The sequence below is a fragment of the Billgrantia tianxiuensis genome, from assembly GCF_009834345.1.
Taxonomy (GTDB): domain Bacteria; phylum Pseudomonadota; class Gammaproteobacteria; order Pseudomonadales; family Halomonadaceae; genus Halomonas; species Halomonas tianxiuensis.
This window is the reverse complement of sequence record NZ_CP035042.1, coordinates 1,265,346-1,279,398: the sequence shown is the minus strand read 5'-3', so window position 1 is coordinate 1,279,398 and position 14,053 is coordinate 1,265,346. Positions and strand designations below refer to the sequence as shown.

The window sequence follows — 14,053 nt, the reverse complement described above, 5'->3', positions numbered from 1 at the left end:
GTATACACCATTATTTTTCACGTCAAGCACCGTTTATTCGATTGGCGCACCGGACAGCCCGACCAAGCCGCCAAGAGAGAAAATCTTGATACAGGCCTATAAAATGGTGGTTTTACGAAGGAAAAGCATGACACACATCATAGCTTGCAGGAACAGGACTCAAGGTGCTATATGTGTAGAAACCCAAAATTAACAGCGTATACACCTCAACAAATCGACATACCCGGATCCTCGAAGGAGGCGCAGGGTAATGCCTGAATTGGTTCTCAAGAGTCAAAAAACGTTGATAACACCAAGAATAACGACGAGCCCCTATGACCCAAGCGATCTCCCTGACTGTTAACGGCCGCTCGTACGAGCTGGCAGTACCGCCGGACACTCCCCTGCTGACCGTCCTGCGCAATGACCTGGAGCTCAATGGCCCCAAGTACGGCTGCGGCCTGGGCGAGTGCGGTGCCTGTAGTGTGCTGATCGACGGCATGGCCGCCCGGGCCTGTGTGCTGCCGGTTTCGGTCGCGGTCGGGCATGAGATCCTTACCCTCGAGGGCCTGGCCAGCGAAGGCCGCCTCGACCCTGTCCAGCGCGCCTTCATCGAGGCCCAGGCCGCCCAATGCGGCTACTGCCTCAATGGCATGATCATCAGCGTGCGCGCTCTGCTCAATCACACCCCTAGGCCTTCATCAGCCCAGTTGCGGGCCGCTCTGGAGTACAACCTCTGTCGCTGCGGCACCCACGTGGAGATTCTCGAGGCGGCGAGTCGCGCCGTGGCAATCAACGCCGCCGAGTCGCCGGAGGCGCCCCATGAGTGATCGGCAGCCCCCCACTTCCCGGGCTGAACCCACAGAGCTCCCCGCTCCGCTGGCATCGCCCAAGCGCTTCGGTGTAGCGGTAAGGCCACCCCACTATGCCTGGAACGGCGAGCACTTCGTCAGCGATCGGCTGGTGGCCGTGGACCGGGCCAGCGTGGCGGGCCTGCCGGGTCGGATCGAAGTCGTCATCGAGGGCGATTTCGTGGGCGTGGTGGCCGACAGTCTGGACGCGGCGCAAAACGCCGCGCGTCGCCTGCGGCTCGAATGGCGTGCGCCCTCCCACGCAGGCCAAGGCGACCACGACCAGGTCCCCTTGGAGACCGGGGCGCGGTCCCGGGAGCTGGCGGCTGGACATGGCGAGGCGGCCTCGGCCCATCGCCATGACTATGGCTGGCCGAGCCGCCTGCGCTGGGGCGACGCCCCCGGCTGGGTGGTGGCCGACTGCTCCGATCAACGCCTGATGCTGTGGGGAGAAACGATCACGCCCGAGGCCTTGATTCACGACCTGATGACCCTCACCGGCCTGCCGGCCGAGCGGATCGAGCTCTACGGAACCACCCCGGCGCGGGTCTCCGGCCTAGGCCGTCACTGTGGTGACGATGCCGCTGTGGATGCCGCAGTGATGTCCCGGCAACTGGGCTGCTCCGTGGCGGTATGGCTGGATGCCACCTACACCCGTGATGTGCATGCCCTGGGACAGGCACAGCGCATCACACTGAGCGCCGACCTGGCGGAGAGCGGCGATATCGCCGACTACCGCTACCATCAGGCCCATGCCTCGGGCGATATCGCCGCCGTGGGCCTGTGGCTCTGCGGCAGGCCGCCCATCCGGCGGACCGAAGCCAGCGGAACACCGCCCTTCGCACCCTATGCTTTCAGTAACGTCCAACTGGCGACCCGCCGCGACGATCATGGCGCCGGTCGGCACAGCGAGAGCCTCGCCGAGATTCAGCAGGCCTTTGCCCGGGAATCCTTCCTGGACGAGGTGGCCCACGAAAGTGGCCAGGATCCCCTGGCGCTGCGGCTACGCCACCTCGACGATGCCCGTGGCGTCGAGCTGATCGCCTCGGTGTCGCAGCGCGCCCGATGGGGCGAAGCGCTGTCGTCCGCCGCTTCCACATCACCGGATCGGCTGCGCGGTCGCGGTTTCGCCTATTCACAGCTGCCTGACCGGCATCAACGCATCCCGGAAGGCGTGCGCTCGGCCTGGATTGCCGACGTGGAGGTGAACCGTATTACCGGTGACGTGACCTTGACTCGGCTGGTGGTCGGCCAGGACGCCGGTCCTGAGGTAGACACGGATCGCCTGCAGCAGACACTGCAGGCCCGGGTGCTGGGTAGCGCTCGCCCGCTGCTGGGACGCGACCCGGCCTTCGACGAATGGGGCGATGGCAGCAAGGACGATAAGAATGTCGATCCGACGCCCGGCGGTGTCCTGGTGACCCGCACCGACATGCCAACCAAGGAGAGCGCAGACGCTGAGGCAACGACCTCGCTGCTCCAGCCGCTCGACGACGTGAATCTTGCACCCGGCGTGGCGGTGATCGCCAATGCGCTGTTCGATGCCACCGGCGTGCGCTTCCGCCAGCCGCCCTTCACCGCCGGCCGCGTACGTCAAGCTCTCCACGACCAGGCCGATTCCTTGCAGGAAGAGACACCCGGCAGACCGACCAAACGCCCTGGGCGCCGTTGGCTCAAGGCGGCGGCCCTGACCGCAGTGGCCGGCACGGCGGTCATGGCCTGGCCCTGGAAGGGAGCGATTACGCCGATCAACCGCCCCGCAGCCAACCTCTATTCCGCCGAGACCATCGAACGTGGGCGCCTGGTGGCTGCGGCCGGCGACTGTGCGGCCTGCCATACCGCCGAGGGAGGTCAGGAGAATGCCGGCGGACGCGCCTTCGATACACCGTTTGGCACGCTTTACAGCACCAACCTCACGCCAGACGAGGAAACAGGGATGGGCCGCTGGTCCTATGCCGCCTTCGAGCGCGCCATGCGACACGGCATCAGCCGCGATGGCAAGCATCTTTATCCGGCCTTCCCTTATACGGCCTTTGCCAAGATCAGCGATGCCGACATGCAGGCGCTGTATGCTTACCTGATGGCGCAGCCCGCGGTGAGCGCCGAGACACCGGCCAATGCGCTGAGCTTTCCGTTCAACTTCCGACCATTGATGGCCGGCTGGAACGCCCTCTACCACGACCCCAACCCCTTCGAGCCCGATCCCGGCCAGAGTGATCTCTACAATCGCGGCGCCTACCTCGCCGAGGGCCTGGGGCACTGCAGCGCCTGTCACTCGCCACGCAACGCCATGGGGGCCGAGCAGAGGGGAGAGCACAGTCTGGCCGGTGCCATGGTGGACGGCTGGGAAGCCCCGCCGCTCAATCGGCTATCACGCTCGCCGATTCCTTGGAGCGAGACCTCCCTCTACGACTACCTGCGCCACGGCGCGTCGTCACTGCATGGTGTGGCCTCGGGCCCCATGGCACCGGTGGTGGCCGGCCTGGGCGAGCTGCCCGAGTATGACGTACGCGCCCTGGCTCACTATGTGGCGGTCCAGATGGACGCACCGGCGGGAGATAGCGAGACCGTACGAGCCGACGCTGCGGTTCGCATCGCCACGGCCCAGAGCGGCCCCGCCGGCATGGAGGAGGGAGAACGTCTATTCGAAGGGGCCTGCGCCAGCTGCCATATGGAGAGTGGCACGCCTTCCTTCACCAGCGCCCAGACCTCCCTGGCATTGAACACCAACCTACATAGCCAGCATCCCGACAACGTCATCCAGTCAATCCTGGGTGGCGTGCATGCCGACCATGTACCCGGCCTCGGCAATATGCCCGGTTTCGCCGACAGTTTCAGCGACTCCCAGGTCGTCACCCTGACGGCCTATCTACGGGCGCGTTTTGCGCCCGACCAAGCCCCCTGGCGAAACATCGAGTCGCGCGTGACGACGATTCGCCAGCATAACAACAGTCCTTCCCCCCACCCCTGACGCAACAATAAGACGAGGTTGATCATGAAAAGAAGCAAGTGGATATGGCTGGTCTGGGCAGTGGTCCTGCTCTGCTACCTGGTTCCCTACACGCTGTTGACCCATGTGCAGGCATGGTATGGCAGCTTCCTGTTCTGGACGATTGCCGGTCTCGTGGTCATCGCTCTGAACCTCTTCATCACCAAGGACTTCGAGGAGCACGGCAATGACTGAGTCACTAATCTGGTGGTCGATCGCCATCTATCTCTTGATTGCCATCGGCATCGCCATCCTGTCGCGCCAAGGCAAGTCGGAGAGCATGTCGGGCTACTTCCTGGGTAACCGGCAGATGAACGGCTTCGTGTCGGCGTTGAGCTATAGTGCCACGACCTACAGTGCCTTCATGATGGTGGGGCTCGCCGGACTCACCTACGCTGGTGGCGTCGGCGCCCTGGGCTTCGAGATCATCTACTTCGCGGGTGTCTCGTTGGTGGCCATCTTCGGGCCGAAGTTCTGGGCCGTGGGCAAGAAGTTCAACTTCGTGACCCCGAGCGAGATGCTGGGGCACCGCTACAACAGCAAGCGGGTCGCCATGGCGGTGTCGATCGCCAGCTGCGTCTTCCTGATCCCCTATGCGGCAGTGCAGCTGGCCGGGTCGGCTACCTGCTGCAAGGCACCACCAACGGCGCCATTCCCTTCACCAGCGGGGTAATGCTGGCCACGGCGATCGCGATCTTCTTCTCCTATGTGGCAGGCATTCGCTCGGTCATGTGGACCGACTCGCTGCAGGCGATCATGATGATAGTCGCCTCGACCCTGGTCGCCTTCCTGGTCATCCAAGGCCTTGGCGGCTTCGCCGCATTGTTCGAGACCCTGGCCACCGAACACCCTCAGTCGCTGACGGTACCGGGCCCCGGCCTGTTCAGCTTCATCACCTTCCTCGGCCTGACCATCCCCTGGTTCTTCTTCAGCCTATCCAATCCCCAGGTCAGCCAGCGGCTGTTCATGCCTTCCTCGCTGCGCTCCATGCGCCAGATGCTGATCGGCTTCCTGGTCTTCGGTTTCATCTACACCCTGGTGTCGGTCCTCTGGGGCTTCTCGGCCCTGGCCGCCTTCCCTAGCCTGGAACGCGCCGACCTGGCAACGCCATCGCTGCTGGCGTCCGCATTCGTGCCGCCAGTGCTGGGCGTCATCGTAATGATCGGCATCATGGCCGCGGCGGTCTCGACCATCGACTCGATCATGCTGACCCTCTCTTCCATGCTGGCGCGTGACGTCTATGCCAATGTCAAACCGGATGCCAGCGAGAAGCGTCAGTTGCTGGTCGGCAAGATTGTCATTCCTGTGATCGCCCTGATGTCACTGGGCTTCGCCGAGCTACAGCTCGATCTAATCGCGGTGCTGTCGGTGGCCGCCTCTTCAGGACTGGTGGCGATGGTGCCGGCGATCATCGGCGCCTTCTACTGGAAACGCGGCACCGCCGCCGGCGCTCTGGTGAGCGTGCTGGGCACTGGCGCCTTCGTACTGTTCGTCTACGCCATCGGCAACTCCTTCCTGGGTCTCCCCGCTGGGGTATGGGGGATCATCGTCTCCAGCGTGCTATTCGTTGGCGTAAGCCTTGCTACCCAACCTTGCCAATCTTCTGCCGATAGTTTTATGGAAGCCATCAAAGAAGAGCTTGCTAAAAAGTCACTGAAGCCAAAGAAAAGTGAGACAGAATTTTCTCCATCGCTTCAGAGTAAAATCCGATAGCGACACGGTCACATTACCTACAAACCAATAGCGTAATTAGCGCTCAACAGGGGCAATACTGCCCCCTTCCCAAGGATGCCAAAACACAACTCTCACTCAAGCCAGATTCGCACGACGTATCCCAAGCCTTGAACCTCAACACCTACCTGAAGCGGAGAACATCATGGATCAGGCGAGCTTTACAGAAATTTGTCTTCATCAGCTAAAAATGTCGGGCGTTCATGAAGGCGAAAAAGTGATCGTTCTAACACAAGGTAATGAAAGAATCGATTATGCTGACGCATTCATGGCGGCGGGCCAGCGATTAGGCGCTAGCATGTATCATATGCGCTTACCTTCCCCACTACCTACAGGAGGCTGGAATGTGGGCACCACTGGCCTAGCCAGCATGCCCGACGCGGTAGAAGCTCTCAAAAATTGCGACATGCTAATAGACTGTATTTTCCTGCTTTTTTCACCAGAACAAATGGCCATACAGGCAGCGGGAACGCGCATACTCACTGTCGTAGAACCTCCGGAACTACTGGCCAGAATGCTTCCCAACCAAGAGCTAAAGGAGAAGGTCGAAATAGCCGGCGAGCTTCTTTCAAAAGCAAAGGTGATGCATATCACCTCGGCTCATGGCACGGATGTTACATACAAACTAAACACATACCCTACCGTCACAGAGTACGCCTGCACTGACGAACCGGGCCGATGGGACCATTGGCCTTCTGGCTTTGTATTCACAGGTGGTGATGATGATGGGGTGGATGGCACTATAGTCGTAGCACCGGGCGACATTCTGTTACCACAGAACATTTATGTTAGAGAGCCCATTACATACACTATAGAAAAAGGATGGATCACTAACATCCAAGGTGGATTAGAAGCGGAAATTGTAAAATCCTACATGGCAAGCTTCGGGGATGAACGTGGCTTTGGCATGAGTCACGTCGGATGGGGAATGAACCGAGATGCCAAATGGCATCGAATGGTTCCAGGAGAATTTCCTGGCGGCATGGGCATGGAACCCAGAAGCTTTTATGGGAATGTCATGTTCTCAACTGGTCCCAACAATGAGCTTGGCGGAACAAATGATACCGCCTGCCACTTGGACATACCGATGAGAAACTGCTCTCTTTTCCTAGACGGCAACCCCGTATTGATCAATGGCGACATTGTAGACAAGGACATTGCAATTCAGCAAAAATAGAATTTAAAGCCCCAGGTCAACTTAACCTGGGGCGTTTTACTTCATCCAGTAGACTGGCCCAACTGAACGTTGGGAGGCCCGCTACAATCAGCAGTACGAATTAGAACTGCGGGTATCCAAGAAGGGCCAGGGCGTGGCGTCTTACGGCGTGGTGATGATGCTTCTCGAGTGAGCCGCCATCCGCTCCAGATTACAACCTATCCAGTCGTTGAGTCAGCCACTCCCAGAGCGACGGCGAGTCCTCGCCGATAAAGACCAGTTGGCTCTCGTCTGTCGTCCAGTGCTCCAGCTCCCGGCTGGTCAATCGCCCAGCCGCACGCTGCAGCGCCAGCACGCGACCGTCATCCAGGCGAACAACTCCCTTGAAGCGCAGAATCTGCCTGGGCATGTCATGCAGCAGAGCACTTAGCGCATTCATGTCCACGGCCCCCTCGCGCTTCCAGCTAAGCGTCTCGAGCCCCAGGGCTTCGATGCTCGTCGTCGGAGAGGGTGCAGACCGCACGCGGCGAAACGTCGGCGCCTCGCTCGATGCCGGCCAGAAGACGAAATCCGCCGGCAGTGCTGCCTGAGTAGTTCTCACGTGACGGGAGCCAGGTAGCAGGACGGCCTGCTCGAGCCGGGCGATGTCCTGCTCGTCCACCAGATCGACCTTATTGATTACCACCAGGTCGGCATTGTCGACCTGGGAGGCCACCAGGTGCCGCAGGGCCGGGCTCAGGTCGGCATGATCGAGTGCTGCATCGACCAGGGTGATGACGGCCTCCAGCCGGGCCCTGGCCCGAATGCGCGGGTAGTGCAGGACATTCACCACCCGCTCCGGATCCGACACCCCGCTGCACTCGATCAGCAGATGGTCGAGCTGACCTCCGCGTCGCTTGATCATCGATTCGATGGAAGCGGAGAGTTCACCCTGCAGACTGCAGCACACGCAGCCATTGCTCAGGGTGATCAGGTCGTCGCGACGCTCGTCGACCAGCGCCTCGTCGATATTGAGCGCGCCAAAGTCGTTGACCATGACCCCGAGCCGACGACCGTCGGCATGCTGCAGCAGGTGATTCACCAAGGTGGTCTTGCCCGCCCCCAGAAAACCGGCCACCACGGTGACACCAAGCTCGGCGGTCATGTCCTGCGTGCGCACTTCAATCACGACGCAGGACGCCAGGCAGCACGCAGAGCATCTCGTACAGCAGTCGGCACCCCGATAAAGGCCACATCGAGCCCCTTTGCACTGTCATGGGCTGGCAAGCGCATCATGGTCGCGGGCCCGCCGAATCGGGGCATCTCATTGCCACCCAGCGGCTGGTTGAACGTTGCCATGTTACTTCTCCTCCCGGCTCGCCTTGAGTTCAATCTCGACGAAGGCAAAATGCCCCTCACCCGCATTGATGACGTTGTGCTCGACGCCGGCCTGGCGGCGGTAGGTAGCGCCGGCCTTGACCTCGCTATCGTGGCAACCCTCGGCGGTATGCAGGCGCATCACCCATCTACCAGCGGTATCACGATGTAGTCATGGAGATGGCGATGCCAGCCGGTCTCCGCGCCAGGAGCAAAGTCCCAGCGCGTCACGATGACCTTGTCATCCTCGAGTTGCCGTGTCGGTTCGGCCGGTAATGGTTGGTGGCTCATGAAACCTCCTAATCGAAGATGAGCTCGGGCAGCCACAGGGCGATCTGCGGGAACATCACCAGCAGCACGATGCCGAGTATCTGCATGGCCAGGAACGGCACCACCGAACGATACAAGTCGCCGGTCGTCACCTCGGGAGGCGCCACCGAGCGCATGTAGAACAGGTTGTAGCCGAAGGGCGGTGTCAGGTAGGCGCTCTGCATCGCCAGCACGAACAGCGTGGCGAACCAGATCGGGTCGAAGCCCAGCGCCTTGATGATCGGCACATAGAGCGGCACGGTAATGAACAGGATGGCCGAGTCGTCAAGGAACATGCCCAGCACCAGGTAGCTGAGCAGAATCACGCTGAGCACAAGGTAGGGGCTCAGTTCGGCGGCCATGATCTGGCCCACGATCGCCTGTCCGGCCCCCAGGGCGATGTAGATCTTCGAGAAAATCACCGCGCCGATCATGATCCACATCAGCATGCCCATGATGCGCGCGGTGCTGAACAGCGCACTGTTGAGCATGGTGACGTTGAGCTTGCCGTGGGCCAGGGCGCAGAGCATGGCACCACAGGCACCCAGGGCCGAGGCCTCGGTTGGCGAGGCGACGCCGACCGCCATGGTCCCGAGCACCACGGCAATGAGGGCGCCGGGCAGGATCATGGCCTTCAACGCCACGACCTTCTGCCAGAAGCCAATCCGCTCGGAGGCCTCGATGGGCGGCCCCAGCGTCGGGTTGCGGTAACAGCGAATGCCAATGTAGAGCATATAAATGCCGGCCAGCATCAAGCCTGGCATGACCCCTGCGGCAAACAGCTTGCCCACCGACTCACGGGTCAGGAAGGCGTAGAGGATCATGACCAGCGAGGGCGGAATCAGAAAGCCCAGCGCGCCACCGGCCATGATGGCACCTGCCGAGAGCTGTTTGCTGTAGCCACGTTTGAGCATCGCAGGCAACGCTATCAGCCCCAGACTGACGGTAGCGGCACCGGTAATGCCCACCATGGCGGCAATCAAGGCACAGATAACCACGGTTCCCATACCCAGTCCGCCGCGTATCCCGCCCATGATCTTGTAGATCATTTCGAAGAGATCATCGGCAATACCCGATCGCTCAAGGATCATTCCCATCAGGATGAACAGCGGCAGAGCGACCAGAATGAACTCGTTCATCAGGCCAAAGACCGAGGGCATCATGATGCCGAGGCTATCCGGCCCCCAGATCCAGTAGCCGAAGCCGACACCCACTCCCATCAGGGTCCAGGCCAGCGGCACCCCGAAGAACATCAGGGTCAGCATGGCCCCGAACATCAGCAGCGTCAGCAATATTGGGTCAATGCTTACCATGGGAATCTCCCCTGCTGTCGGTGTCCTGACCGGTCGAGAGATCGGTCTCCAGGGGATGCCCCAGCAGGGTGCAGAGATGGCGCAGGGTATTGGCCAGCATTTGCAGCATGATTAGCAGTACGGCCACCGGTATCATCACTTTCACCGGCCAGATAATCGGCGCCCAGGTGCTGCGGAAGGAGCGCTCTTGTATGGCCACGGACTGCATGGCGAAGTCGTAAGCGCTCTCCAGCAGCAGCGCCAGCAGAATCAGCGTGAGCACGCCGATGATGAAGGAAACCAGTGCCTTGCCCTTCGTCGAGAGGCGCTGGTAGAAGATATCGATCCGCACATGGCCATGCCACTTCTCGGTGTAGGCCCCGGCCAGAATGGCATAGACGCCATAGGTCAGGGTCGAGGCCTCATGCGCCCAGTTGGTGGGCGAACGCAGCAGTTGCCGCGCCGCCACCTCATACACCAGGATGCAAACCAAGGCGAAACCAAGCCAGGCAACGAGCCGCCCGAGCCACTCACTCAGGCGGTCCTGCCAGCGGATCCAGGCGTGAAGCAGATGCATCGCTGGACTCCCGGTCACTCAAGGCGACCCTTGTCACGGGCCATGTCGCGGATCATCTCGATGGCCTCGGCGGCACGCGGCGACTTCTCGGCCTCGGCATCCCACACTTCCTGGGCCGCCTCGGTCATCGCCACCACGTCGCTTTCGGGCAGGGTGGTAATCTCGAACAGGTGGGCCGCCTCCTCGTTCCACTCGACGAACTTCTGGTGACGGTAGTCGGCCCACTCGGCGGTGACTTCCATGAACGTCTCCTGGAGGTCCTCCGGCATGCGGTTCCAGACGTTCTGGTTGACCAGCACGTTGTCGACGAAGCCCGGATAAAGCATGTTCATTTCGGTGTAGCTGGTGGCCACCTCATTGAGCTTGAGCACCGAGTAGTCATAGGGGCCGCCATAGATCAGGCCGTCGATGGCGTTGGTACTCAGCGCGATGTAGAACTCCTGCGGCGGAATGTAGACGGTAGGAATGTCGAAGTGGTTGAGCACCGCCGAGACGGACGGGGTCGCGCGGATCTTGAGCTCGCTCAGGTCAGCCAGGGATTCGACCGGCTCCTTGGTGAGCAGATCGAACTTGCCGCCGAACACCGGCACGGTGTAATGCACGCCCTGCTCGGCATAGTTTTCGGCCAGCAGTTCACCGAGGCCACGCTCGTTCCACAGCTCCTTGGCTTCGTCGAGATCAGTCCAGGCCATGGGAATGCCAGATTCGAGCACGGCGGTATCCATCTGCCCTCCCCAGTAGCCGCCGTAGCCGTAGATGGCCTGCAGGGTGCCGCTGCGCAGTGCGGCGAACATCTGGTCATTGGGCACCAGCTCGCCGCCACGGAAGATGTTCAGCTTGATTCGGCCATCGCTGGCTTCGGCCAGCATGTTCTGCAAGCGCTGGAAAATCTCGTCTTCTTCGGTACCGGTGTACCGCTGCATGCGAATCTCGATGACCTCGCCGTCCTGGGCTATCGCGGTGACCGGAAAGGCCAAGGCACTTCCCGCCAGGGCCAGGCAAGCCAGGCCGACCTTGACGGAAGTGGCAACGGGGCGAATGGTGAATTTATTGTTATCCATGGTGTTCTCCTGCTGAGTGGAAAGCGTCAAGCCTACCGGGGTGCCTGGGAGCACTCATTGGGTGCCGGAATCACCCAGTCGTTTTCACCACGTGGCGTGGTGATGTATTCAGGCCAGCGGAAATGAATCGGCGGTTCGTAGTCGCATAGCGGAGCCAGCCACTGGTCCCCGCCAATGCCGCCACCGGTGCGCTTTTCGAACTCGGCCTGCGCCGCGCTCAACGCCTCCGGATGCTGGAACAGGTCGAGCAATGTCAGCCCCACCGTCTTCGCCGCCGTCTCGATCATGGGGTCGATGCACGGCGCCAACCCGCCCAAGGCGTTCATTACCCAATCCGGGTAGGCACCGCCATCGTCGCGGGGCGCCAGCGCCGGGCGTCCGATGTAGAGGCGCACGGTCGGCGCATGCCAGCTGTACTCGGTGTAGTCGTCGGAGGTGAAGTGGGTCTGATTGGGCGGGAGTATCTGGCGCAGCTCACGCTCCGCGTCCTGCGGCTTGCGCAGGGTCTCGATATCGGCCAGGAAGGGTTTCTCCATCGGCGTCATGCCCAGGTTGGCCTGGATCCGGCGGGCCAGCTCAATGGCCTCGTCGCCCAACCGCGGCGCGCCGACCCGCTCGAGGTTGGCGTAGGTCAGCTCAGCCAGGGCATGGTTCGGCAGCCCGGGGCGCGACTTGGCGACCCAGTGGCGCTCGACCCGGCAGTGGGTCAGCTTGGCCACGGATTCGGCGATATGGTCGAGCCCCCTGACCACGTGCTCCGCCTGCTCCACTGACGAGACGCGAATGAAGTACTGGATCTGGGACATTTGCGCCGCCAGGTTGTCGGCGGTGGCTTGGCCGGCGTTCAGGATCGCCTCGTTCATCGACCAGTTCAGGCCGCTGGCCAGCACGTGCTCTCGCAGAGCCTTGGCGTTGAGGTACATCTGGGTGACGGCGTCATTGGCGCCGGGGGCGCGAGCGCTGGCATGGGACGCCGCGATGGGCGAATGGCTACCGCGGGTCATCCAAGTCTCGGGGCTGTCGCACAGGAAGGTATAGATCACCCCGTAGGCGGCGCCACAGTGAGTGTCCCAGCGCGTGGTATTGCACAAAGGCAGCATATAGAAGGGATGGAAGCTGATCGCCGCATCCAGGTCGTCGTAATAGCCACGCGCCGCATGGATCGGCTTCGAACCGCGTACCTTCTCGGCCGGCTCACCGAAGAATTTCAGCGTACCGCCGATGCCCTGCTCCTTCATCATGGCCTGCATGGCCAGAAAGCCTCCCAGCGACCCCATGCCCAGCGCGGAGTGTGGGTCGGTGTGGCCACCGGCCCAGGGGCTCAGGTTGTCGCGGGGGCGTTTCACCACATCGGCCGCCTGGCAATTGCCCGGCACCGCATCGTACTCGGCGTAGCCGCCGAGCGTGGGACCTTCGCCGTTGCTCCAGGTGGCGCAGAAGGCCGTGGGCATGCCGCCCGACCCCTCTTCCACCTCGAAGCCATGCTCGCGCAGCAGGTCGACATAGAAGCGCGCCGAGCGGTATTCCCGCCAGGCGGTTTCGGCGTAGTGCCAGATGGTCTGGTTCCACTCGGAAAGCTTGGGCATCAGCGCTTCGACGCGCCGGGTGAGAGCATCACGTTGAGTCTGCGTGGTCATTCAGGCTCCTCTCGGGGAGTGTTATTGCTTTGGAATCCACTATAGAGCAAACTCAACTCATCAAAAGTCAAAAATAATCATCTAATTGGTCAAAATGGCTCAACAAAAAGCGAACCATCTCCCCTCGCTGCAGGCCTTGCGCGCTTTCGAGGCCCTGGCAAGACTTGGCAGCCTGACCGACGCCGCCGATTACCTCAGCCTTACCCGCAGCGCCATCAGCCACCAGCTGCGGCTGCTGGAAAGCCAGCTCAACCTCCGCCTTTACGAGCGTCGCGGACGTGGGGTGATCCTGACCCCGGCGGGACAGCTCTATGCCGGTGAGGTACGTGAGGTGCTCCAGAACCTCGAGCGAATCCACGCCAACCTGCCGGACCAGGAGTACAACGGTCACGTGCACGTGTGCATGCCGCCCGGCTTCGCCGCCAGCGTCATCAGCCGTCACATCAACGACTTCTACCGTGCCTATCCGACCATTCGCCTTCATCTGAGCACCAACCGCGAAGACGAGACGATCAATCAACCCAACTTCGATCTCTTCGTGGTGTTCAGCGACGGCGTTCACACCGATCATCATGCCGAGCTGCTGGCACAGCCGATGTACCACCCCGTGTGCAGCCCGACACTGCTGAACGAACTCGATATCACCCACCCTCGCGACCTGGATCGCGCCACCCTGCTGCACCTGCACGATGCCCACGACTGGCAACTGTGGCTGGCAGCCTGTGGCGGCAAGCACCAGATCAAGGTGGAATCGGGGCTGTACTTCTCGAACATCCTGCTGGTGCTGCAGGCGGCCCTGTCCGGCCAGGGAATCGCCATTGGCGACGACGTGGTATGTGGCGACAGCCTGCGTCACGGCCAGTTGGTTCGCCCCTTCGGCGAGAAGATCCCCAGCGATCGGGCCTACTATCTGGTCACGCCGCATAGCCGGCTGGAAGACCCCAACGTGCAGGCCTTCAGCGACTGGATGAAGAAGCTGTTGGAGAGCTTGCTCGGCGCTTCTGCCGTGTCCAGTTGAACTGGATTGAAGCGGCAAGAACGTTCACCTCAGGCGCAAGAAATTAACACCTCATGGCCTTTTTCACTGGTTTAAGGTGAATCTTGCACAACAATTA

The 14,053-nt window shown here is 61.5% G+C and carries 13 protein-coding genes and 1 pseudogene; 6 read left to right on the top strand and 8 right to left on the bottom strand.

Features of this window, described 5'->3' with window-relative positions; genetic code table 11:
- The first annotated feature begins 314 nt into the window (after nt 1–314).
- The 5 genes and pseudogenes from EKK97_RS06040 (at nt 315) to EKK97_RS06020 (ending at nt 6,727) form a co-directional block, all read left to right on the top strand.
- Nucleotides 315–809 carry a (2Fe-2S)-binding protein gene (locus tag EKK97_RS06040; RefSeq protein ID WP_010629565.1) on the top strand — a complete coding sequence of 165 codons (495 nt, stop codon included), beginning with the start codon at nt 315–317 and terminating at the stop codon, nt 807–809.
- A complete protein-coding gene (locus tag EKK97_RS06035; RefSeq protein WP_159550260.1) occupies nt 802–3,801 on the top strand; it encodes a c-type cytochrome in 3,000 nt (999 codons plus the stop codon). The genes EKK97_RS06040 and EKK97_RS06035 overlap by 8 nt, the downstream gene beginning before the upstream one ends.
- 24 nt (nt 3,802–3,825) lie before the next feature.
- Nucleotides 3,826–4,014: a hypothetical protein gene (locus EKK97_RS06030; RefSeq protein WP_010629567.1), complete on the top strand. Its 189-nt coding sequence runs from the start codon at nt 3,826–3,828 to the stop codon at nt 4,012–4,014.
- Nucleotides 4,007–5,532 (top strand): annotated as a pseudogene (locus EKK97_RS06025) (sodium:solute symporter family protein). Before EKK97_RS06030 ends, EKK97_RS06025 begins: the two are co-directional and overlap by 8 nt.
- Nucleotides 5,533–5,695: 163 nt before the next feature.
- Nucleotides 5,696–6,727, top strand: coding sequence for a 2,5-dihydroxypyridine 5,6-dioxygenase NicX family protein (locus EKK97_RS06020; protein ID WP_026038257.1), 1,032 nt, complete (start codon nt 5,696–5,698; stop codon nt 6,725–6,727).
- 190 nt (nt 6,728–6,917) lie between these two features.
- On the opposite strand, the gene EKK97_RS06015 is transcribed toward EKK97_RS06020, so the two are convergent.
- The 8 genes from EKK97_RS06015 to EKK97_RS05985 are packed head-to-tail and all read right to left on the bottom strand — an operon-like array spanning nt 6,918 to nt 12,938.
- Nucleotides 6,918–7,874, bottom strand: a complete 957-nt coding sequence (locus tag EKK97_RS06015) for a CobW family GTP-binding protein (RefSeq protein ID WP_159550257.1) — start codon at nt 7,872–7,874, stop codon at nt 6,918–6,920.
- Complete coding sequence (locus tag EKK97_RS06010; protein ID WP_422673330.1) at nt 7,871–8,044, bottom strand: hypothetical protein; 174 nt, start codon at nt 8,042–8,044, stop codon at nt 7,871–7,873. The genes EKK97_RS06015 and EKK97_RS06010 overlap by 4 nt, the downstream gene beginning before the upstream one ends.
- A 1-nt stretch (nt 8,045) precedes the next feature.
- Complete coding sequence (locus tag EKK97_RS25320; protein ID WP_276574601.1) at nt 8,046–8,204, bottom strand: cupin domain-containing protein; 159 nt, start codon at nt 8,202–8,204, stop codon at nt 8,046–8,048.
- Nucleotides 8,204–8,353 (bottom strand): cupin domain-containing protein, encoded by a 150-nt coding sequence (locus EKK97_RS25315; protein ID WP_276574602.1) that lies wholly within the window; start codon nt 8,351–8,353, stop codon nt 8,204–8,206. The genes EKK97_RS25320 and EKK97_RS25315 overlap by 1 nt, the downstream gene beginning before the upstream one ends.
- Nucleotides 8,354–8,361: 8 nt before the next feature.
- Nucleotides 8,362–9,684 carry a TRAP transporter large permease gene (locus EKK97_RS06000; RefSeq protein WP_159550254.1) on the bottom strand — a complete coding sequence of 441 codons (1,323 nt, stop codon included), beginning with the start codon at nt 9,682–9,684 and terminating at the stop codon, nt 8,362–8,364.
- Entirely contained in the window at nt 9,671–10,240 is a 570-nt protein-coding gene (locus EKK97_RS05995; RefSeq protein WP_159550251.1) for a TRAP transporter small permease subunit, read from the bottom strand. Before EKK97_RS05995 ends, EKK97_RS06000 begins: the two co-directional genes overlap by 14 nt.
- A 14-nt stretch (nt 10,241–10,254) precedes the next feature.
- On the bottom strand, nt 10,255–11,301 hold the full coding sequence (dctP, locus tag EKK97_RS05990; RefSeq protein WP_159550248.1) for a TRAP transporter substrate-binding protein DctP: 1,047 nt from the start codon (nt 11,299–11,301) through the stop codon (nt 10,255–10,257).
- A 32-nt stretch (nt 11,302–11,333) separates the two neighbouring features.
- Nucleotides 11,334–12,938, bottom strand: coding sequence for a zinc-binding metallopeptidase family protein (locus tag EKK97_RS05985; RefSeq protein WP_159550245.1), 1,605 nt, complete (start codon nt 12,936–12,938; stop codon nt 11,334–11,336).
- A 136-nt stretch (nt 12,939–13,074) separates the two neighbouring features.
- On the opposite strand from EKK97_RS05985, the gene EKK97_RS05980 reads away from it, so the two are divergent.
- Nucleotides 13,075–13,956 (top strand): LysR substrate-binding domain-containing protein, encoded by an 882-nt coding sequence (locus tag EKK97_RS05980; protein WP_159550242.1) that lies wholly within the window; start codon nt 13,075–13,077, stop codon nt 13,954–13,956.
- Nucleotides 13,957–14,053: the final 97 nt, after the last annotated feature.

Coding starts and splice junctions, on each gene's coding strand:
- EKK97_RS06040 (WP_010629565.1), top strand. CDS start 315: ATGACCCAAGCGATCTCCCTGACTGTTAACGGCCGCTCGTACGAGCTG.
- EKK97_RS06035 (WP_159550260.1), top strand. CDS start 802: ATGAGTGATCGGCAGCCCCCCACTTCCCGGGCTGAACCCACAGAGCTC.
- EKK97_RS06030 (WP_010629567.1), top strand. CDS start 3,826: ATGAAAAGAAGCAAGTGGATATGGCTGGTCTGGGCAGTGGTCCTGCTC.
- EKK97_RS06020 (WP_026038257.1), top strand. CDS start 5,696: ATGGATCAGGCGAGCTTTACAGAAATTTGTCTTCATCAGCTAAAAATG.
- EKK97_RS06010 (WP_422673330.1), bottom strand. CDS start 8,044: ATGGCAACGTTCAACCAGCCGCTGGGTGGCAATGAGATGCCCCGATTC.
- EKK97_RS25320 (WP_276574601.1), bottom strand. CDS start 8,204: ATGCGCCTGCATACCGCCGAGGGTTGCCACGATAGCGAGGTCAAGGCC.
- EKK97_RS25315 (WP_276574602.1), bottom strand. CDS start 8,353: ATGAGCCACCAACCATTACCGGCCGAACCGACACGGCAACTCGAGGAT.
- EKK97_RS06000 (WP_159550254.1), bottom strand. CDS start 9,684: ATGGTAAGCATTGACCCAATATTGCTGACGCTGCTGATGTTCGGGGCC.
- EKK97_RS05995 (WP_159550251.1), bottom strand. CDS start 10,240: ATGCATCTGCTTCACGCCTGGATCCGCTGGCAGGACCGCCTGAGTGAG.
- dctP (WP_159550248.1), bottom strand. CDS start 11,301: ATGGATAACAATAAATTCACCATTCGCCCCGTTGCCACTTCCGTCAAG.
- EKK97_RS05985 (WP_159550245.1), bottom strand. CDS start 12,938: ATGACCACGCAGACTCAACGTGATGCTCTCACCCGGCGCGTCGAAGCG.